Below are 18,917 nucleotides of genomic sequence, written 5' to 3' on the forward strand. Positions count from 1 at the left end.
TTACTTCCATGACACACGCTACTCCATTTCAGTACCGGCTAGCCGGTTGTTTTGGCCTTCTATTTCTTGGAGTGGTGGGCGTGGAAATACTGGTGGTGAACCGCCCCGATTTTAGCAGCCGGCCCATGCTGCCCGCTGCCGTCACCCTTGATTTGCTTCTGCTAGTACCTCTACTTTTTTACGGCTTGCTGGCGCGGCCTAACCGCTGGCCTCTTAATACAGTTGCGGCAGCATTTGGAGTTAGTGTAGCCGTTGCGTATTTCGTATTGCCCGCCGCACAGCACCACTATCTCTCCTGGACGCGCTACTGCGTAGCTGGTCTGGAAATAGTGTCTGTTGCAGTGGTTATCCGCCATCTGCGGCGGCTAGTGCGCGCTTTTCAACTGACCCGTGCTGTGGAAGATGGTTATGTAGAAAGCCTTACTGCTGCCTGCACGCAGGTACTTAAGCGGCCGCTTGCGGCCCTGGTGACCGAGGTAAGCATGCTATACTACGGGCTGCTAAGTTGGCGAGCCACGCCCGAGGTCCGCACTTCCGAGCAAGCTTTCAGCAGCCATCGGGAATCGGGCGTCGGAGCCTTACTAGGCACCGTGGCACTATTGTCGGTAGCCGAAATGGGTGCTGCGCACCTGTTGCTTCTGCGGTGGTGGCCCGCTGCCGCAGGCTGGGCACTACTGGTGCATGTATATGGCTTGCTGTTTTTGGTAGCGCACCTGCGCGCCATTCGGCTGCGACCTACGCTACTACAACCGAAGCAGCAGGTAGTAGTGCGAGCAAGTTTCCTGTGGTCAGTGCGAATTCCGGTAGCGCTACTAACGGACGCTCATCTGGTGACGGACGCCCCGGCACCTGCCCCTGATTTGCTTAATATGGGGCGGATGTTGCTTACGCCTCCCAACCTACTGCTCACGTGCTCTGAGCCAGTTATGGCTACGGGTCCCTATGGTATGCGTCGAACTGTGCGGCGTGTTAGTTGTTATCTAGACCAGCCAACTGCTTTTCTGGCCGCGTTGGCGGTGGGTACTTCCGTACCGCCAAACACACCCACTGGTTCGGGTGTCGGGAATAACCCGTAATCTTGCACCTTCATATTCCCCCGCATTATGGCATTAAAAGAAACCATCGACGCTGATATCAAGAAGGCCATGCTGGCCAAGGATAAGGTACGTCTTACAGCTCTGCGCAGCATTAAATCCCAGATTCTACTGGCTGAAACCGCCGAGGGTCAGCATGGTGCTGCGCTGACTGCCGACGCTGAGATGAAGCTGCTCACCAAGGCAGCCAAGCAACGTCGCGAGGCCGCCGAAACCTACCAGAAGCAGTTCCGCTCCGATTTGGAGGAGGTCGAGCTGGCCGAACTGGCTATTATTGAAGAGTATCTGCCTCAACAGCTTTCAGAAGCCGATCTGGTAGAAAAAATTGTGGGCATTATCCAGCGCGTAGGTGCTACTGGCCCTTCTGACCTAGGAAAAGTGATGGGCGTAGCCGCCCGGGAATTATCGGGCCAAGCCGATGGCCGCGTTATCTCCCAAGTGGTTAGCAACTTGCTGAATAATACCAACGTGTAACAAGTGAGGGCGGAAGCTTGCCAGACAGATGAGGCGTGGTGCATACTACGCCACTAATCTAAAAGCTTCTGCTATCCACTATCCTTGCGCCACCACATGTCCGGCTTCGATGTCATGCTGCTACTGCCTTTAGGTATTGGTGCCGTAAAGGGGTACCGCCGGGGGCTGGTGCTAGAAGTAGCGTCCTTGGTAGCCTTTGTGCTAGGAGTAGTAGGCGGCTTAGCCCTGCTAAGTGATGCCATTCCGCTGGTGCGCGACTACGTAGGCGAAGCCTTCGGACTGTTACCGTTCCTGTCGTTTGCACTCGTGTTTGCGGCCATTGTGTGGGGTATTCACCTGCTGAGCGGCTTTCTAAAAACAGCCATTCACCTGACTCCGCTTGGCTTGCTGGATAGCCTGGGCGGTGCAGCCAGTGGTATGCTCAAATGGGTGCTTGGCATGAGCCTACTACTGCATGGGATTGGCTTAGCTGGCCTCAACCTGCTGGCTCCCCAAGTAGTGGCCGAGTCGCAGGTGTTGCCGTGGGTGCAGCAGGCTACTCCGCTGGCTCTTGATGTGGTAGGGGTGGTGCTTCCCGTAGCAAGTACCTTGCTTGAGCGGCTGCGGAGCGTGTTTTAACCAATACACAGTAAGCGGGTCCCGCTGTGCTTTCTGCTTCCCAACCGTATCATCTAGGCTATGCGTTTGCTACTACTCGATAACTTCGACTCTTTTACCTACAACCTGCTCGATTATCTTCAGCAGTTGGGGTGTGAGGTTGAGGTACGCCGTAATAACGTACCGCTAGCCGAGATAGAGGGGCTGCGTTTCGACGGCATCGTGCTGTCGCCGGGTCCAGGGACCCCACGCGGAGCCGGCAACATGCTGGCCATAATTGAGCGTTGGCACCAGCAGGTACCCATGCTGGGCGTTTGCTTAGGCCATCAGGCATTGGGCGAGTTCTTTGGTGCCCCACTTGAACGCGGAGCCAAACCTATGCATGGTAAGGTGTCTGACATAGATTGGGTAGAAGCCGGCAAGCTTGCCGATGGCTTGCCCGCCCGCATGCCCGTTACGCGCTACCATTCGCTTATACTAGGTGCGCTGCCTCCCTCGTTGGAGGCGTTGGCGTATACTACTGACATGCCGCGGGAACTGATGGCCATGCGCCACCGAGAACTGCCCCTGTATGGGGTGCAGTTTCATCCCGAAGCACTTCTGACATCCTACGGCCTGGCTTTGCTAGGCAATTGGGTCAAGAATTGTATCATTGTACAGACTAATCCGGCTTTTGCCGGCCGCGTCTACCCCTGAAAAAATGGAGCTGCAGATAAAGGAAAAACATGGATTCCAGTACGTGGATGAAGGCACCGGCGAGGTGTTACTGCTTCTGCATGGCCTGTTTGGTGCGCTCAGCAACTGGCAGGATGTCGTAAGAGAATTTAGCACTAGCTACCGGGTAATCATTCCCATCCTGCCCATCTACGACATGCCGCTGACCAAGGCTGGCGTACCGGGCCTAGTGCGGTTCGTGGAAGATTTCCTCGCCGAACTAGGATTGACAGAGTCGTGTACTGTGTTAGGAAATTCGTTGGGTGGGCACATTGCCCTCGTGTATACTTTGCATAACCCTACGCGGGTGAACCGGCTGGTACTCACGGGAAGTAGCGGGCTGTTTGAAGACGGCATGGGCGGGTCGTTCCCCAAGCGCGGCAACTATGCTTATGTGCAGGAACGAGTAGCCTACACTTTCTACGACCCAGCCGTAGCTACCCGCGAGTTGGTGGATGAGGTGTTTACCGTCACCAACTCCAATGCGAAATGTCTGCGTATCATTAGCATAGCTCGCTCGGCCCAGCGGCATAATCTCTCTAAGGAATTGCAGGCTATTCAGGTGCCTACTTTACTGGTGTGGGGCCTGAACGACACCATCACTCCTCCAGTGGTAGCCCATGAGTTCAACCGACTTATTCCAGGCTCCGAACTTCGATTCCTAGATCATTGTTGCCACGCTCCCATGATGGAGCGTCCGCTGGAATTCAATGAGCTATTGCAGCAGTTTCTACACCGCACGGCGGTGGCGGCTGGTGCTACTCAGTAAGAAAGTTTAAACCAACAACTCGCTAAGAGGGTGCAACCATCGGTTGTACTCATTGACTCTTTTTGATCTATTGCAGAGAGGAAGTTGCCCGCCGAAAACCTTCTTTTGGTCTTGACGCTTATATTGCTTCTGTACCTACTGCTTCTCCACTCCGCTACCTTCTACCACTGATGCATTCAATGATTGCCGAAGATTTGCTGAACCAGATGATTCCGCCTCTCAAGGTGACGGACTCGACGGAAAAGGCTGCCCGGTGGCTGGAAGAGTTCCACGTGGGCCAACTTCCCGTAGTGGACGACCGTCAATACCGCGGCCTCATTACGGAAGCCGATATTATCGACCAGGATACGCCAGACACCTTGCTGTCGGCTCTTACCCTGGGTTTCGCGGACGTACACGTGCAGCGCAGCCAGCACTTCTACAACATTATTGAGGTGGCTGTGCAAAACAACGTGCAGCTAGTGCCAGTGCTGGATGATCAGCAGGAGTACTTAGGGGTAGTAACCATCAGCGACACCTTAGCTGCCTTCGGTAAAGTACCAGTGGCAACGGGTCAGCAGGGCATTATTGTCCTGTCTATGGAAGAACGCGACTACTCGTTAACTCAGATTAGTCGGTACGTAGAAGAGAACAATGCTAAAATCATGAGTGCCCATGTGGCCCAAGATGAGCATGATCCGTACCGTATCCGGTTGACCCTGAAGCTAAACACGCCCAGCATCACACGCATTATTGCTACCCTAGAGCGCTTCGGCTATTCTATAACGGGGCAGTTCAGTGGTACGGCTGAGGTGAGTGAGGATGAGCAGGAGCGCTTTAATGCTTTGCTACGCTACCTCAGCTTCTAATTCTAGCGCCCTTGGCATATTGCCTAGTATAGGGTAAGCGTACCGCTGCTACGAAAGGCTTTTTCTCTCTACTACTCTCGTCCTCATATCAAGTGCTAGCTTGTCTGCTAACGATGCTGCTGAGCTGGTATCCTTTGTCGTCGCGGGCTGGTGTTGCCCCGCCCGATTCGTTGCGCCGAGCTACTACTGACAGTCTGATTCAAGTTCAGTGCCCGGAGTACACCGCGCTACGAGTAGGAACCATTCTGTTTGTGGGCAATAAAGTGACGAAAGAGCAGGTATTGCGAGCAGAATTAGACTTCCATGAGGGAGATACGCTAGCAGCGGCGTCATTAGGGAAACGCTTAGAAGCCAACCGCCGCCGCATATTTAACCTGCAGCTTTTTCATCAAGTATTGGTGCAGGCAGTATGCCGAAACGGGGAGTTGAGCATCCTGTATAGTATGCAGGAGCGCTGGTATACATTTCCGATACCCATATTCTCTCTGGCTGACCGTAACTATCGTTCTTGGCTCGACCGCTCCGACCGGTGGCGACGAATAGATTATGGCGTGCACGTAGTACGCCGCAACTTTCGAGGCCGAAATGAGCAAGTGCTAGCGAATGTTCAGCTGGGCTTCAATAGAAAGTACGAACTGTTTTACGAAGCGCCCGGCTACGGCCGCCGCCGGCGTATTGGGGTAGGAGTAGGGGCCTCGTTCTACCAAAGCCATGCCTTAGACTACCAAACGCTTGACAATCGGTTAGTCAATTTTCGCCAGGATGTAGGGTTTCCTATTCAGCGTCTGTACACCACAGCGGGTATCCGCTGGCGTCGTACGGTACAGCACCGCACTGCCTTCGACGTATCATACCACCGAGAACAAATATCTGATTCAGTACACCGCCGCAACCCAACCTACTACCTAGGCGGACCCAAGCGCGAGTACCTAGAATTCAGCCTAAGCAGCATCCTTAATCAGCGCAACACCTTTGCCTACCCACTCACAGGGCGATACGCCGAGGTTGGCATTGCCTATCGTTCATTCCTGACGAATGGAAGCCCCAGCATTGTTACCCTGCGGGCGCGTTATGCCCGCTATGCTGCCCTTGGAGGCTCCTTTTACTATAGCATGGGTATAACAGGGCAGGCTCGGTTGGGGCGCCGCATCGGATACGCTGATAATCGGGCTTTAGGATATGATAGGCTGGTTAGAGGATATGATGCCTATGTAATTGATGGGCGCCATTATGCGCTAGTACAACAAGGGGTATCCTACAGGCTCTTCGATGCGGGCAGATTCCGTTTGCATGGGATAAGCAACCCTAAAATCAATAGTATCCCGCTAGTGCTGTATTTAAATACCTTTGTTGACGCAGGATACGTACGGAACCCTGCGGCTACTATGGGTAATACGCTACCTAACCGGCCACTTGCAGCTCTTGGGCTAGGCTTGCACGTGGTAACCTACTACGACTGGGTATTTACCGTAGAAGCAGCTCGCAACGTTGAAGGGCAGAACGGCCTCTTCTTCCGCACCGATTTTCCGATCTGACCTGTTCTGGACTAGGCTCAGGGATACAGTCTTATTATGAAAATAGCCATTTTGGGCAAGCCTTTCGATGAAGCGCTTGCCCCCTTCTTGCAGCAGCTTATCGATGACTTGGTGCAGCGGCAGACGGAAGTTCTCATTGTGGAGTCATTCCATACCTACTTAGATCAGCACATCACGCTACCTGGCAACATTGCGACTTTTCGGCGTGGCGACTCGCTTGAGGATGTGAAATTTGTATTAAGTATCGGGGGTGATGGTACTTTGCTCGATACCGTTACCTACGTTGGTAGCCTGCAAATTCCCATTCTTGGTATCAATACTGGACGATTAGGATTTTTAGCTACTATTGCGCCCGATAAAATAGCCCCGGCCATTGATGCTCTGTTCAAAGGACATTTTGTACTAGAAGACAGAAGCCTTATCCGAGTGGATACTGACCCTGATTCTTTTGGTTCTATCAACTTCGGGCTCAACGAGTTCAGTATTCTGAAGCGAGATACTTCGTCCATGATTGTCGTTCACACGTACATCGACGGCGAATACTTAAACTCCTACTGGGCGGATGGCCTGATTGTGTCTACCCCTACAGGCTCAACCGGGTATTCACTGAGTTGTGGCGGGCCCGTAATGTTGCCGCAAACAAACAATTTCATTATTGCTCCCGTATGCCCCCACAATCTGAACGTACGGCCCCTGATTGTTTCCGATAAAAGTGTTATTTCTTTCGAAATAGAAGGGCGTAGCAATAATTTTTTGCTCTCCCTTGATTCTCGATCTGTAACCGTGGAAGCAAACGTTCAAATTGCCGTTCGCCGAGAAAATTTCAATGCCCGTCTGGTGAAACTTAACCACGTCAACTTCCTGAGTACCTTGCGCAGTAAGTTGAATTGGGGGCTAGATCGGAGGAACCCTGCTGGAATACCTATTTGATAATATAGATTTTCAACTAAATGTTTTTTTAGTTCCCCTCAACCTCTACTTTTGTTACTGACTGCGACTATGTCCGCACGATTTTTGCACTGCAACTCCTTCGATATTCCTAACTCTCGCTCGATATGAAGCAACTCTTCACTTACACTTTGGCCACGCTACTGGTCCTCGCGCTGGTAGCGACGGAGGCGAGTGCTCAACAATTTAGCAAGCGTAAGCAGTATAACTCCGTTGGTGTTAGCCTGAACGCAATGAACTACTTCGGTGATATTACGCCGAAACCTAGCATCCCTAGCCTACGTGTTGGCGCTAGCCGCCCCAACTTGGGCCTGTCGTTCACCCGCCGCTTTACTCCCCGTATTTCGGCCCGTGCTGCTCTTGCATACGGCCGCATTACCGGTGATGACTCGAAAGCTGCGGATCAGAATGATCCAGAATACAAGTTCCGTTACAACCGGAACATGAACTTCCGCAACGATATCCTCGAGTTGTCAGCAGTGGGTATGTTCGACCTTATCGAAAACCGTAACAACTATATCCGTCGTCCTGACTTCGTGCCGTACTTGTTCGGTGGTGTGGGTGTAATTCACCACAACCCTAAAGGCCTGGTAGGCGCAAACAGCAACGGTGTTAGCGAAGGTTCTTACATTGCACTGCAGTCGCTCCGGACGGAAGGCCAATCGGAAGCCTACAGCCTAACACAAATTGTAATTCCTTTTGGTGCTGGTGCACGCTACAAGCTCAATCGTTCGTTTGATGTAGGCATCGAGTTGGGTTTCCGTAAAACCTTTACGGATTACTTGGACGATGTTAGCGGCAATTATGTAGCTAACGCCAACGTTCTACCCGAAGGTGCTTCTCGCTACTTTGGCTGGGACATCACGCGTGAACTTGCTGGAACGTACAACAAGTCTAACCAAGGTGGTGAAGTACGTGGTCATAGCTCGGAAAAAGACTGGTACACAACCCTAGGTGTTTCTGTAAACTACATCTTGCCCACGCGAGTGGCAACCCCCAAATTCCGATAGCCAGCAGCAACTGGCTGTCTAATTCAACAAACAGCTAGCCTGATGACGAATTCGAATCTCCTTAAAACACTCCTTGTTTGCCTTGGGCAAGCGGGGAGTGTTTTTTTTGTACACTCTCTTGCTGCTCAGACTACCAGTGAAGTAGGAGTAGGGATAGGTGGATTAAATTACAAGGGAGAACTGTCCCCTCACTATCAGTTCAAGAATAACCGGCCTGCCCTTACCGCATTCTACCGCAAAGATATATCAGGCCCTATTACCCTACGTGGAGGGCTTATGGGTGGACTACTGCGGGCGGATGATGGGAACGTCAAGGATATAAATGGTACTACCCCGCCTTTGTCAACTTACCGGCAGGCTAATATGAAGGGTAGTTTGTTGGAGTTGTCGGGAGCTATGGAATATAACTTCTTCGACTACCACAACAGAAAAGATAAGGTCCACTTCACTCCTTATGTATTTGTTGGTTTGGCAGGCTTCTTCGCCAATACACAAACAAGAAGTGCTGCCAATCCCCAACTAGACCGAAAGGAGTCAGTCTTGAGCTTAGCTATTCCGGCCGGTGTAGGTATTAAGTACGCGGTATCTACCCATTGGAATTTAGGAGTAGAAGCTGGTGCACGTAAAACGTTTACTGATGACCTTGACCATATAGACGGGAAAAGCCGGGGACAAACTGATCTTTTGGGAAATAGGCATGACCAGGATTGGTATTTCTATAATGGCATAAGCGTATCGTATACGTTTTACAAGATTGTGTGCCCAGATAACACAAAGCCTAGTAAGAAGTAGCATTGTCTACACCACAGCGCAGATTGCAAGGGGGACTCCAAAATATTTTGGAGTCCCCCTTGCAATCTGCGCTGTGGTATAACCGTTGAAAAGCAGGCAAGAACGAATGCAACCATTTGCGTAACTTGCAGCCTCTTTACGCAAAAAGTACTAATGGCCGCCCGGTCCGACATTGACTCCCAGAACATTCCCGCGCACGTAGCCGTCATCATGGACGGTAATGGTCGGTGGGCTAAGCAAAAAGGTGGTTTACGCATCTTTGGTCACCAGAGCGCCATTACGGCCGTGCGGGAGACGGTAGAAGCTGCTGCTGAAATAGGTGTGCGCTACCTTACTCTCTATGCCTTCTCTACTGAGAACTGGTCACGACCAGCTCATGAGGTAATGGCGCTGATGCAGCTATTGGTGCATACCATTCGACAGGAAACAGCTACCCTGCTGAAAAACGATATTCGTTTGCAAGCTATCGGGCAGATTGACAGCTTGCCTGCCTCTTGCCAACGGGAGCTAGCTGAGTCGATGGAGCTTACCAAAAATGGCTCTCGCATGACTCTCGTTTTGGCGTTGAGTTACAGTGGGCGTTGGGATTTAACCCAAGCGGCGCAAAAGCTTGCCACTGAAGTAGCAGCTGGTCGACTAGCACCAGATCAGGTAACTGAGCAAACTATCACGGGCTTTCTTGCTACAGCCGGCATGCCCGACCCTGAGTTGCTCATCCGAACTAGCGGGGAGCAGCGCATCAGTAATTTCTTGCTGTGGCAACTGGCCTACACCGAACTATTTATCACGGACTTGCTGTGGCCCGATTTCCGTCGAGAGCATTTCTATGACGCCATCCACGCTTACCAGCGGCGGGAGCGACGTTTTGGAAAAACCAGTGAGCAGCTAACCGTTTCGTAACCGCACAGAATGAGTTCTTCCTATAATACGTTTCTTCGGGCCCTTGCTGTCACCCTTACCTTAGGTGGAGGAATCAGTGGTGTGGCTCACGCACAGACTTCTCCGGCTGCTACACCCGGGGCAGAGCCTCAACGGTACACCCTAGGAGGAATTAGCATCAGCGGTGCACGTTACCTTGACTCAAATACGCTAATTGGGCTAACAGGGTTGAAAGTTGGCGACCCAATTAGTATTCCCGGTGAAGAAATTGGTAAAGCAATTCGCCGTTTGTGGGACCAAGGTATTCTAGGGGACGTGAGCGTGAGCATCGACCACGTCGAGGGTTCTCGCATTTTCCTTGATTTCAACCTCAAGGAGCGCCCTCGCTTGTCAAAATTCGAGTTCTCAGGCATTGGCAAGGGCCAGGCTGATGACTTGAAAAATAAGATCAAGCTCATTCGGGGCAAAGTGGTGACGGATGCCCTGTTGAACAATACGAAAACCCAGGTACGGAAGTTTTATACCAACAAGGGTTTCCTGGATGCAAAGGTTAGCATAACCCAACTGCCAGATTCCTCTCTGTCCAACAGCGTTGTGCTAAAGATCAACGTGGACAAAGGTCAAAAGGTCCGGATCCACGATATCGTATTCGAAGGCAATGAAGCTTTCTCAGACGGTAAGCTCAAGGGTAAATTCAAAAAGACGAAGGAGAAGAAATTTCCGAAGCTATTCAACTCGGGCAAGTTCCAGCGCACAGAGTTTGAAGAAGACAAGAAGAAGCTCATCGACTTCTATAATAGCCAAGGCTACCGGGATGCAACAGTGGTGTCGGATTCGCTGGTGCGCGATGATAAAGGGCTAGTGCTGAATGTGCGCGTTGATGAAGGACCGAAGTATTACTTCCGTCGCATCACGTGGAACGGCAATTATCTCTATGACGACAAGACTCTGGCATCGGTGCTGGCAATTCAGCCAGGTAGCGTGTATAGCAAGGAGACGCTTGATAAGCGCCTGAACTATAACCCAACGGGCCAAGACGTGACCTCGCTCTATATGAACGATGGCTACCTCTTCTTTCAGATTGAGCCCGTTGAAACCAAAGTGGAGGGCGACTCAATTGATATTGAGATGCGCATCACGGAAGGGGTACAGGCACGCATCAAGGAAATAAACATTGCTGGCAATACAAAAACGTCGGACCACGTAGTTCGTCGTGCACTATACACCTTACCAGGGGATAAGTTCAGCCGTGAGAACCTAATCCGTAGCCAACGGGAAATTGCAACCCTGGGGTATTTTGACCCAGAAAAGATTGGCCTCAACCCAGTGCCGAATCAGGCAGATGGGACGGTAGATATCAACTATACGGTTGAAGAGAAGCCTTCTGACCAAATTACCCTGTCGGGTGGTTGGGGTGGTTACGCTGGCTTTATTGGTACCGTAGGCTTAGTATTCAACAACTTCTCGTTGCGCAAAGCCAGTAGTTTACGTAACTGGACGCCTGTTCCGGCTGGTGATGGGCAGCGCTTGGCCCTTAACGTGCAAGCAAACGGGTTGCAGTACCAAGCGTATTCGTTCTCTTTCACAGAGCCGTGGCTAGGTGGTCGCAAGCCGAACTCCTTCTCCTTCAGCCTAAATAAGAGTATCCAGCGCTTGGGTACCAACTTCGACCCCGAAACAGGCCAGTCTATCAAGGTAAACAGCGCTTCAGTAAGCTTGGGTCGCCGCCTGCGGTGGCCAGACGACTACTTCACGTTGAGTAACTCACTGTCGTACAGTCAGTACAAGCTGCAGAACTATAACATCTTCGAAGGTTTTACCAACGGTAACGCAAATAACTTCACGTTCAACACTACGCTGTCGCGCAACAGCATTGATAACCCAACGTTTACGCGTCGTGGCTCTTCCGTATCGTTGAGCGTAAACTTGACGCCTCCCTACTCTCTGTTCCCCGGTTCGCATCCGAATGTGAATGAGTGGGTAGAATTCCACAAGTGGATGTTCGATGCCTCCTGGTTCTCACCGGTGGTAGGAAAGTTGGTACTCAACACACGGGCCCACTTTGGCTTCATTGGCAGCTACAACAGCAGCCGCCAGATAGGTCCCTTCGAGCGATTTAAACTAGGTGGCTCTGGCTTGGGTGCTGGTGGTGCTTCCAACTTCTTGGTGGGTACTGAGTACGTAGGTCTGCGCGGCTATGCTGACCCAGGTAGCGACGATAGTGCACCTATCCCGACGGCCCGTAGTGGCTCCAATGGCGGGGTAGTGTATAACAAGTTCGTAATGGAAATGCGTTATCCTGTGAGCTTGAACCCTGCTGCAACTGTCTATGTTCTAAGCTTTGCAGAGGCAGGTAATGCTTTTGAACGCTACACTGATTACAACCCTTACAAGTTGTACCGTTCAGCTGGCTTCGGCGCGCGTATCTTTATGTCGGCATTTGGTTTGCTAGGCTTCGACTACGGCTGGGGCTTTGACAAAGTGCCGATCTATACGTCTGGACAGAACCAGCAGAAAGGCATGTTCCACTTTATCATCGGTCAGCAGATTCGCTAAGTTCGGCGGGCCGGTGGTTACCTTATCTTCACTCACATGCAGAAGTTAATAACGTGGATGATGGCAGCATTGCTGCTTGGTTTCACGGCCACCGCCGCAAATGCTCAGAAGTTCGGCTACGTTGATTCCGAGTTTATCATGAGTAAGCTGCCTGCCTACGCACAGGCTCAGCAGGAACTCAATACCTTGTCGGGTAACTGGCAGAAGGACATTGAGTCACAGAAAAGAGACCTTGATAAACTGTACCGGAATTATCAGGCCGAGGAAGTGGTTCTAACGGAGCCAATGAAGAAGAAACGTCAAGACGAGATTCTGAAGAAGGAACAGGACATTAAAGCCTACCAGAACAAGATTTTCGGCTTCGAGGGTCAACTCTTCAAAAAGCGCCAGGAGCTAACTAAGCCGGTGCAGGACCAAGTATTTGAGGCTATTGAGAAGGTAGCCAAGAAAAAGCAGTTGGCTATTGTATTCGACAAGTCTGGTGACCTGACCATGCTCTATACGAACCCTGTGCACGATTACACGGAGTTTGTTCTGGAGGAGTTAGGCTTGGCTTCAGAAGACCGCAACCAACCCGCACAAAAAGGTGCAGTGAGAACTGTAACCACTCCTACCGCCCCGGCAGGGGTAGAAGAAGGTACAGCTGAAGAAGCTGCTCCGACGCGTACTAAGACGTCGGCTCGGCCAGCTAGCCGAAAAAATTAACTTTGTGCATCTAACTCTCTGACGATTTACCTTTTGATGACCACCATGAACAAATTTCGCGTTGCGCTGGCTGCTGCCGCCCTTACTTTCACCACGGCTACGGCTTCTATGGCTCAGACCGCCGCACCGCTGAAAATTGGCTACACCAGCGTAGAATATGTGCTGAGCCAGATGCCCGAAAGCAAGCAGATTGAGTCTCAGCTGAAGGACTACAGCACGCAGCTAAAGAATCAGCTTGATGCCAAGGGTAACGAGTATCGTACGAAAGGCGAAGCTTATGTAAAGGCTCAAAGCACCATGACAGAAGTGGTGAAAGCCGATAAGGAAAAAGAGCTGCAAAATTTGCAGCAGTCAATTCAGGAGTTTCAGCAGAACGCTGAACTGTCGTTGCAGCAGAAGCAGCAGACTTTGCTGAAGCCAGCCTTGGATAAGCTCCAGAAGACGATTGATGCCGTAGCTGACGAAAATGGCTACACCTACATCTTGAATTCAGACGGTGCTAGCCCTGTACTACTACACGGCCCCAAAGAAGGTGACGTGTCGGATCTTATCCTCAAGAAAATGGGTATCACTCCTGGTGCCGCACAAGCAGCAGCTAAGGTAACAACTCCTGCTGCCGCACCAGCATCTACTCCCGCTGCTCCTTCAAAGACTAAGACTAAAACCAAGAAGTAATTGACGGCGCTTGTCTAGCGCTATATATACACTTCTTTTGAATACAAAACAGCCGGGGCATACGCCTCGGCTGTTTTGCTATAATAAACGACTACCTGTAGCCCGTGCCCATGGAGGAAAATCACACGCCTCAAGACGAAGACGACCAAGTGCCCTCAACGGCTGATGCACTAGAGGAGGGAGATGAAGGAGACGAGCTGTATGAGCATCACCGCATTCGAGCAGATAAGGGTCAAGAGCTACTCCGGCTAGATAAGTTTCTGCTAAACCGGCTGCCTAGTACTTCCCGCACTCGCATTCAAAATGCCATTCGGGCCGAGGCTGTGCAAGTGAATGATCGGCCAGCTAAGTCTAATTACAGGGTTAAGCCGTTAGATGTTATTACTATAACACTGCCGGAGCCTCCCCGCGAGTTCAAAGTTGTGCCCGAACCCATGGCCTTGGATATTCGGTTTGAGGACAGTGAGCTTCTACTTGTGAATAAGCCCGCAGGATTGGTCGTGCATCCTGCTTTCGGAAACTGGAACGGAACTTTAGTGAATGGGCTGGCTTACCATCTCAATAACTTACCCACTGGCCGTAACGGCGAAATTAGGCCTGGGCTAGTCCATCGTATTGATAAGGACACGTCTGGGTTACTAGTAGTTGGAAAGACGGAATGGGCAATGACTCATCTGTCCCAGCAGTTCTTTCACCATACTATTGAGCGTACGTATTTGGCACTGGTATGGGGCGTGCCCAAAGAAACGTCGGGCACAATTAGAGGCCATATAGGACGAAGCGTAAAGGACCGTAAGGTACAAGCTGTGTATCCTGACGGCGAGCAAGGCAAGCATGCTGTTACGCACTACCAGGTCCTACGCTCATTCGGGAAAGTAGCTCTCCTGAAGTGTAATCTTGAGACGGGCCGAACCCATCAAATCCGAGCTCATATGAAGCACATCGGTCACCCACTATTCGGTGATGCTACATATGGTGGTGATAAAATAGTATATGGTCAGCGCACTGGAGCGTACAAAAGCTTTGCGGAAAGCGCTCTGGCAATGATGCCACGCCAAGCACTACATGCAAAGTCATTAGGGTTTGTACACCCAACTACCCACGAGCACCTGCATTTTGAGGTAGAGCTTCCCGCAGATTTTGAGGCCTTGCTGGCTAAGTGGGAGCAGTATGCAGAATAAATCAAACGGTATAAACAGAAAAGGCCCGCTACCATATGTAGCGGGCCTTTTCTGTATAATTGAAACTCTATTACTTGCGCTTTACAGTAGCAGTCTTAGGCTTCGTAATCTCAGCTACGGCAGTTTTAGCTTGCTGGTCGGCTGGGTCAAGAGCCAATACCTGCTGCCAGTAGGGCAAAGAGGCTGCCTTGTCATTCTTGGTCACGTAGTAGTACGAACCAAGATACTTGTTAGCCTCGATCAGACCTGACTTGTACTTAGCTGCATCAGCGCCGCTAGCAACCTCAATATATTTCTCGTAGTGAGCCTTGGCGAGGCCTTGCTTTGAGTCTTTATCGATGTTGGCGTTAGCACGGGCACGCATCTGGTAACCAGGTACGTAGGTTGGACGCTCAGTCACTACTAAGCTGTACAAGCTATCAGCCTGAACAAACTGACCGTTCATCTCATACGCACGGCCTAAGTATACCTTGTCCGTCAGTTCACCACCTTTGTTAGCTGTCATCTTAGCACGATAGGTGGCAATGGCATTGGGGTAATCTTTGGCTGCCAAGTAAGCCTGTGCCAGTTCGTTCTGCAGTTCAGCAGCCTTCTTCGGATCAGAATCAATGGCCTTCTTGATGATGGCTGCACCTTCACTGGTTTTACCACCTTTGATCAGCATCTTACCGTAGTACACGTTGTCTTCGGTAATCACCTTGTTGCTAGCGCTAGCAACCTGCATGTATTTTTGCATAGCCGCCAGTGCCTCATCGTTCTTACCAGTCTCATACAAGGTATAAGCCTTCAGACGATTCATGGTCAGATCGTTGGGGTTGCTAGCAAGAACCTTGTCTACTTCTACTAGTGCCTCAGGATATTTCTTAGTGAGGTACAGGAAGGATGCATACTTGGCATCAGTAGTAGGCGACTTCTCAGCCAGCGAAGAGTACTTCTGGAATTGCGCCAGAGCGTCGTCGTAACGTCCAGCGAAGTAGTACGTCTCCGCTAGAGCGTTGTACGCAGGAGCATAATTCGGATCAAGGCTGATAGCTTTATCAAAGTTGGTCTTGGCCTCGTTGTAAGTACGAGCACGCATATTCAACTGACCTTTACGCACGTATGCTTTCACGTTGTTTGGGTCAGCAAGCGTAGCACGCTCGTAGCTGTTCATGGCTTCACCACCACCCGTTTCTGATTTCAGGTAGATGTCACCACGAGCAATCATCAACGCCGGATCATCCTTGCCGCTCTTGTTGAGCTTTTGGGCTGCATCCACGTAGGTAAGGGCCTTCGTGATGTCTTTTACATCTGACTCCGCATAAGCCTGCGCAATCATTGTATACACCTGCGCATTCTTGCCTTTCGACGCTTTTACAGCATTATCAAACTGCGCTTCAGCTTCAGCCGTTTTGCCTTGTGCTAAGGCGGCACGGCCAGCAGCTACCAAAGAGGTTGCGTCTTTCTGGTTGAGCGGAATACGATTGAAATAATACGCAGCCGAATCAGGCATGTCTCGCATCTGGTAGAGGCGGCCTAATTCATAAGAGGCTTCTGGCGAAGAGCCTTGCTTAAGCAACGAAGCACGGGCTTCGCTGTAGCGCTCCAGGTCGATGGATTTTTGGGCACCCGTAGTATTCTGAGCAAGAGCGGCAGTGCCGGAAACTGACAAAGCAGCGAGGAGCGTAAGCTTCCAGGGCTTGAGGTTCATGAGCAAAAGGTTTGGTGAATACAGGTGAAAGGGAAAGGAGTAAAGTGCTTAACGCGTTGTAGTCTCGATCAGGCGAACCTGCACGTTGGCAGGCATGAGCCCCGACTTTTGAATGATCAACTGACCATTATTGCCAGCTGCAAAAGAGGCAAAACCAGTGCCAAGGCCAGCCCGAGCTTCGCGGCTAATGACGTACAAGTCGCGCCGTAACGGGTAGTTACGCAAATCGGGATGAGCCTTCAACAGTTCAGGCTTCTTGTAGGCTAGGTTGCCCTGATAAGGCTGAACATAGTCTTCAGGAGTTGAACCACTTGCTCGGGCGCTTAAAGCAGCAACATTGACCCGTTCTAAGAACTTTTCAACAGTTGCGTCATCCCGGTCGCTGATCCAGTTTACGCCCACAACGCCAATAGCGTCTGGATGGGTAGCAACGTAATCTAGCAAGGCTGGGTTCGATTTTGCTGCAAAAGCCTGTTTTGTAAGGGCGGCTCCGCGTGTTACAGAGTCCTGTACGAAACGAGTGGTACTGGAATTATTATTGTCAAACACCACCCGAATGGTTCCAAGTTTCTTTTTGCCGCTTACCTGGGTCCATTCGGCTGTCTTGCCGGTAAATATATCACGCAGCTGCGCGACGGTGAGCAAAGTATCAGGATTAGAAGGATGCAGAATAATAGCTAAACCATCCGTGCCAATCTTAATGCTGCGAGGCTCCAGATTGATGCGCTTAAATACATTGCGCTCCGTTTCGCTCAGCTCCCGCGGTACAATAGCTAGTCGGGCCTTATCAGTGAGCAGGTCCTGAATAGCATCGCCCTCTGGCTTGTAAGCAGCCTGTAAATGGGCACTTGGGTACAGTTTCTCGAAGGTGTCAACCTGGGAAGTAATAATTGGCGCAAACGTCTCATCTACGCTAATATTAATGGTGCCACTAGTCGTGGTATCAGTAGAGTCAGGACTAGTAGAGCTGTTGCCATTCCCACAGCTGGCCAATACTCCACTGAGCAGAAGGAAAGCGCCGGCGAACCGGATGTTAGCGTGCATCGTCATTACGTTTGCGAAAATGGTGCTGATAGGTGCGGACAAATCTAACAATTCCGTAAAACACGAAGACCAAACCTAATAATTGACGCTTGGTGCTAGATATTGTTAATGCACTGGCTGCATCCGTCCAAAAGAAAATACCCAGTCCGCAATATACTACTGACATGACAAGCATGAAGTAGTGTGAGAAACGCTGTTTAGAAGGCTGATTTAATCTTTCTTCGGTGGGCGTGAGATTAAGCATGAGTATGCAACAGGAATGAGTTGATACTGAGCAAACAACGGAAGCTAATCAATTTGTTCAGCTAAGTAGCAGATGACAACGTGATGCGCATCACATTATTGCCACAAAAAAAGCCAAAAAATAGTCGGTTTAGCATAAACCGACTATTTTTTGGCTTTAGCAAAAACAACTAGATGATACAGGTAGTAGCTTTTACTACCTGCCACAACTACCTATTCGTAGTGAAAAGTGATAGGTAAGGTGTAACGTACTGGCACTGCACGGTTGTTTTGCCGACCTGGTTTCCAAGAAGGCATAGCTTTAATTACACGAGCGGCTTCCTCCTCGGTACCATAGCCCAAGCCCTTTAAGATCTCTACATCAGCAATACTACCGTCGGAGTTAACAGTAAATGCAACAAAGACACGGCCAGATACTCCTTCTCGAAGAGCATTGGATGGATATTTTAGGTTGCGTTGCAGATACTTTACCAGAGCCGCTTGGCCGCCAATAAAATCTGGCATTTCTTCCACATGAAGGAATGGTTTCGTTACGGCTGGCTCCGCCACTTTCGCAGACGTATCCTTACCGGTACCACCCAGAACTCCAGCATCGACGGCCTCACCTGCAATTGGGCCAACGGTTGTCCCTGGAGTGGCGTCGTTGTTAGTAATGACTTCTACAGGTTTTGTGTCGGGTTTTACTAATTCATCAGGTAGAATCTGAGGAGCAACATCCTTCGGCGGTTGCACCACAGCTATGGGCCGGGCAGCTGGTGGTGTAGTAACCGGGTCCGCTATATGCACATCAGTAAGCACGGTAGTAGGCGGTACTAACGGAATCTCAGGTACAACGACCAATGGTGGAAAGAAATACCGGACTGCCATTGGAATGCTGATCAACAGGGCTGCTAACGCAATGGCTAACATTAGCGCTTTCCTCATGTGTTCTCCGTACACACGGCGTAACACATATGCCCCGTAAGCTTTGTTACGTCCCTCAAAAACGATATCGTCTAAGGAGGGTAAGATGGAGGTGTGCGGTGTTGTGGTCATAGGATATAAAGAATAAAGTGAACAATGGTGCCAACGATATATTCCCCAAGCCAACTCATCCTCAACTCATCCTTATTAGGTGGCTTTCAACTAGTAAACGATGTGCCTAAATAGAATAGTATGCGTGC

The 18,917-nt window shown here is 50.7% G+C and carries 19 protein-coding genes; 15 read left to right on the forward strand and 4 right to left on the reverse strand.

The genetic code is table 11. The features are described from left to right. The first annotated feature begins 8 nt into the window (after positions 1-8). The 15 genes from CHB83_RS16065 to CHB83_RS16135 all read left to right on the forward strand — a co-directional run bounded on the left by CHB83_RS16065 (position 9) and on the right by CHB83_RS16135 (position 14,777). Positions 9-1,076 (forward strand): hypothetical protein, encoded by a 1,068-nt coding sequence (locus CHB83_RS16065; protein ID WP_089333334.1) that lies wholly within the window; start codon positions 9-11, stop codon positions 1,074-1,076. 27 nt (positions 1,077-1,103) lie between these two features. Then, positions 1,104-1,568 carry a GatB/YqeY domain-containing protein gene (locus CHB83_RS16070; protein WP_089333335.1) on the forward strand — a complete coding sequence of 155 codons (465 nt, stop codon included), beginning with the start codon at positions 1,104-1,106 and terminating at the stop codon, positions 1,566-1,568. A gap of 96 nt (positions 1,569-1,664) precedes the next feature. Beyond that, positions 1,665-2,186: a CvpA family protein gene (locus tag CHB83_RS16075; protein WP_089333336.1), complete on the forward strand. Its 522-nt coding sequence runs from the start codon at positions 1,665-1,667 to the stop codon at positions 2,184-2,186. Positions 2,187-2,246: 60 nt separating this feature from the next. Beyond that, positions 2,247-2,861 carry an anthranilate synthase component II gene (locus tag CHB83_RS16080; protein WP_089333337.1) on the forward strand — a complete coding sequence of 205 codons (615 nt, stop codon included), beginning with the start codon at positions 2,247-2,249 and terminating at the stop codon, positions 2,859-2,861. Positions 2,862-2,865: 4 nt separating this feature from the next. Next, positions 2,866-3,648, forward strand: coding sequence for an alpha/beta fold hydrolase (locus CHB83_RS16085; protein ID WP_045689836.1), 783 nt, complete (start codon positions 2,866-2,868; stop codon positions 3,646-3,648). Positions 3,649-3,818: 170 nt separating this feature from the next. Further along, positions 3,819-4,496 (forward strand): CBS domain-containing protein, encoded by a 678-nt coding sequence (locus CHB83_RS16090; RefSeq protein ID WP_052695450.1) that lies wholly within the window; start codon positions 3,819-3,821, stop codon positions 4,494-4,496. Between the two features lie 92 nt (positions 4,497-4,588). Beyond that, the gene (locus tag CHB83_RS16095; protein ID WP_143437156.1) at positions 4,589-6,031 is read left to right on the forward strand and encodes a BamA/TamA family outer membrane protein; all 1,443 of its coding nucleotides are present in this window, start codon (positions 4,589-4,591) and stop codon (positions 6,029-6,031) included. 36 nt (positions 6,032-6,067) lie between these two features. Beyond that, positions 6,068-6,961, forward strand: coding sequence for an NAD kinase (locus tag CHB83_RS16100; RefSeq protein WP_089333339.1), 894 nt, complete (start codon positions 6,068-6,070; stop codon positions 6,959-6,961). 125 nt (positions 6,962-7,086) lie between these two features. Beyond that, positions 7,087-7,989, forward strand: coding sequence for a DUF6089 family protein (locus CHB83_RS24145; RefSeq protein ID WP_045689839.1), 903 nt, complete (start codon positions 7,087-7,089; stop codon positions 7,987-7,989). 42 nt (positions 7,990-8,031) lie between these two features. Further along, the gene (gene porG, locus CHB83_RS16110) at positions 8,032-8,781 is read left to right on the forward strand and encodes a type IX secretion system protein PorG (RefSeq protein ID WP_089333340.1); all 750 of its coding nucleotides are present in this window, start codon (positions 8,032-8,034) and stop codon (positions 8,779-8,781) included. Between the two features lie 153 nt (positions 8,782-8,934). Next, positions 8,935-9,681, forward strand: coding sequence for an isoprenyl transferase (locus tag CHB83_RS16115; protein WP_045687176.1), 747 nt, complete (start codon positions 8,935-8,937; stop codon positions 9,679-9,681). A gap of 9 nt (positions 9,682-9,690) precedes the next feature. Continuing rightward, positions 9,691-12,216: an outer membrane protein assembly factor BamA gene (gene bamA, locus CHB83_RS16120; protein WP_055562812.1), complete on the forward strand. Its 2,526-nt coding sequence runs from the start codon at positions 9,691-9,693 to the stop codon at positions 12,214-12,216. A 36-nt stretch (positions 12,217-12,252) separates the two neighbouring features. Continuing rightward, complete coding sequence (locus CHB83_RS16125) at positions 12,253-12,921, forward strand: OmpH family outer membrane protein (protein ID WP_089333341.1); 669 nt, start codon at positions 12,253-12,255, stop codon at positions 12,919-12,921. Between the two features lie 45 nt (positions 12,922-12,966). Further along, a complete protein-coding gene (locus CHB83_RS16130; protein ID WP_245855373.1) occupies positions 12,967-13,596 on the forward strand; it encodes an OmpH family outer membrane protein in 630 nt (209 codons plus the stop codon). A 110-nt stretch (positions 13,597-13,706) separates the two neighbouring features. After that, the gene (locus CHB83_RS16135) at positions 13,707-14,777 is read left to right on the forward strand and encodes an RluA family pseudouridine synthase (protein ID WP_089333343.1); all 1,071 of its coding nucleotides are present in this window, start codon (positions 13,707-13,709) and stop codon (positions 14,775-14,777) included. A 70-nt stretch (positions 14,778-14,847) separates the two neighbouring features. Here CHB83_RS16135 and CHB83_RS16140 read toward each other — a convergent pair whose 3' ends face one another. The 4 genes from CHB83_RS16140 to CHB83_RS16150 all read right to left on the reverse strand — a co-directional run bounded on the left by CHB83_RS16140 (position 14,848) and on the right by CHB83_RS16150 (position 18,789). Then, positions 14,848-16,467 carry a tetratricopeptide repeat protein gene (locus CHB83_RS16140; protein WP_089333344.1) on the reverse strand — a complete coding sequence of 540 codons (1,620 nt, stop codon included), beginning with the start codon at positions 16,465-16,467 and terminating at the stop codon, positions 14,848-14,850. A 48-nt stretch (positions 16,468-16,515) separates the two neighbouring features. Further along, positions 16,516-17,517 carry a PstS family phosphate ABC transporter substrate-binding protein gene (locus tag CHB83_RS16145; protein WP_045687171.1) on the reverse strand — a complete coding sequence of 334 codons (1,002 nt, stop codon included), beginning with the start codon at positions 17,515-17,517 and terminating at the stop codon, positions 16,516-16,518. Continuing rightward, complete coding sequence (locus CHB83_RS23570; protein ID WP_143437159.1) at positions 17,501-17,755, reverse strand: hypothetical protein; 255 nt, start codon at positions 17,753-17,755, stop codon at positions 17,501-17,503. The genes CHB83_RS16145 and CHB83_RS23570 overlap by 17 nt, the downstream gene beginning before the upstream one ends. A gap of 212 nt (positions 17,756-17,967) precedes the next feature. Then, entirely contained in the window at positions 17,968-18,789 is an 822-nt protein-coding gene (locus CHB83_RS16150) for an energy transducer TonB (RefSeq protein ID WP_045690476.1), read from the reverse strand. Positions 18,790-18,917: the final 128 nt, after the last annotated feature.

Origin of the sequence: Hymenobacter mucosus (assembly GCF_900188255.1) — a bacterium.
Lineage (GTDB): Bacteria > Bacteroidota > Bacteroidia > Cytophagales > Hymenobacteraceae > Hymenobacter > Hymenobacter mucosus.

Excerpts from the sequence above, each read along its gene's own strand:
- CHB83_RS16065 (WP_089333334.1), top strand. The coding sequence starts at position 9 with ATGACACACGCTACTCCATTTCAGTACCGGCTAGCCGGTTGTTTTGGC.
- CHB83_RS16070 (WP_089333335.1), top strand. The coding sequence starts at position 1,104 with ATGGCATTAAAAGAAACCATCGACGCTGATATCAAGAAGGCCATGCTG.
- CHB83_RS16075 (WP_089333336.1), top strand. The coding sequence starts at position 1,665 with ATGTCCGGCTTCGATGTCATGCTGCTACTGCCTTTAGGTATTGGTGCC.
- CHB83_RS16080 (WP_089333337.1), top strand. The coding sequence starts at position 2,247 with ATGCGTTTGCTACTACTCGATAACTTCGACTCTTTTACCTACAACCTG.
- CHB83_RS16085 (WP_045689836.1), top strand. The coding sequence starts at position 2,866 with ATGGAGCTGCAGATAAAGGAAAAACATGGATTCCAGTACGTGGATGAA.
- CHB83_RS16090 (WP_052695450.1), top strand. The coding sequence starts at position 3,819 with ATGCATTCAATGATTGCCGAAGATTTGCTGAACCAGATGATTCCGCCT.
- CHB83_RS16100 (WP_089333339.1), top strand. The coding sequence starts at position 6,068 with ATGAAAATAGCCATTTTGGGCAAGCCTTTCGATGAAGCGCTTGCCCCC.
- CHB83_RS24145 (WP_045689839.1), top strand. The coding sequence starts at position 7,087 with ATGAAGCAACTCTTCACTTACACTTTGGCCACGCTACTGGTCCTCGCG.
- porG (WP_089333340.1), top strand. The coding sequence starts at position 8,032 with ATGACGAATTCGAATCTCCTTAAAACACTCCTTGTTTGCCTTGGGCAA.
- CHB83_RS16115 (WP_045687176.1), top strand. The coding sequence starts at position 8,935 with ATGGCCGCCCGGTCCGACATTGACTCCCAGAACATTCCCGCGCACGTA.
- bamA (WP_055562812.1), top strand. The coding sequence starts at position 9,691 with ATGAGTTCTTCCTATAATACGTTTCTTCGGGCCCTTGCTGTCACCCTT.
- CHB83_RS16125 (WP_089333341.1), top strand. The coding sequence starts at position 12,253 with ATGCAGAAGTTAATAACGTGGATGATGGCAGCATTGCTGCTTGGTTTC.
- CHB83_RS16130 (WP_245855373.1), top strand. The coding sequence starts at position 12,967 with ATGAACAAATTTCGCGTTGCGCTGGCTGCTGCCGCCCTTACTTTCACC.
- CHB83_RS16135 (WP_089333343.1), top strand. The coding sequence starts at position 13,707 with ATGGAGGAAAATCACACGCCTCAAGACGAAGACGACCAAGTGCCCTCA.
- CHB83_RS16140 (WP_089333344.1), bottom strand. The coding sequence starts at position 16,467 with ATGAACCTCAAGCCCTGGAAGCTTACGCTCCTCGCTGCTTTGTCAGTT.
- CHB83_RS16145 (WP_045687171.1), bottom strand. The coding sequence starts at position 17,517 with ATGACGATGCACGCTAACATCCGGTTCGCCGGCGCTTTCCTTCTGCTC.
- CHB83_RS23570 (WP_143437159.1), bottom strand. The coding sequence starts at position 17,755 with ATGCTTAATCTCACGCCCACCGAAGAAAGATTAAATCAGCCTTCTAAA.
- CHB83_RS16150 (WP_045690476.1), bottom strand. The coding sequence starts at position 18,789 with ATGACCACAACACCGCACACCTCCATCTTACCCTCCTTAGACGATATC.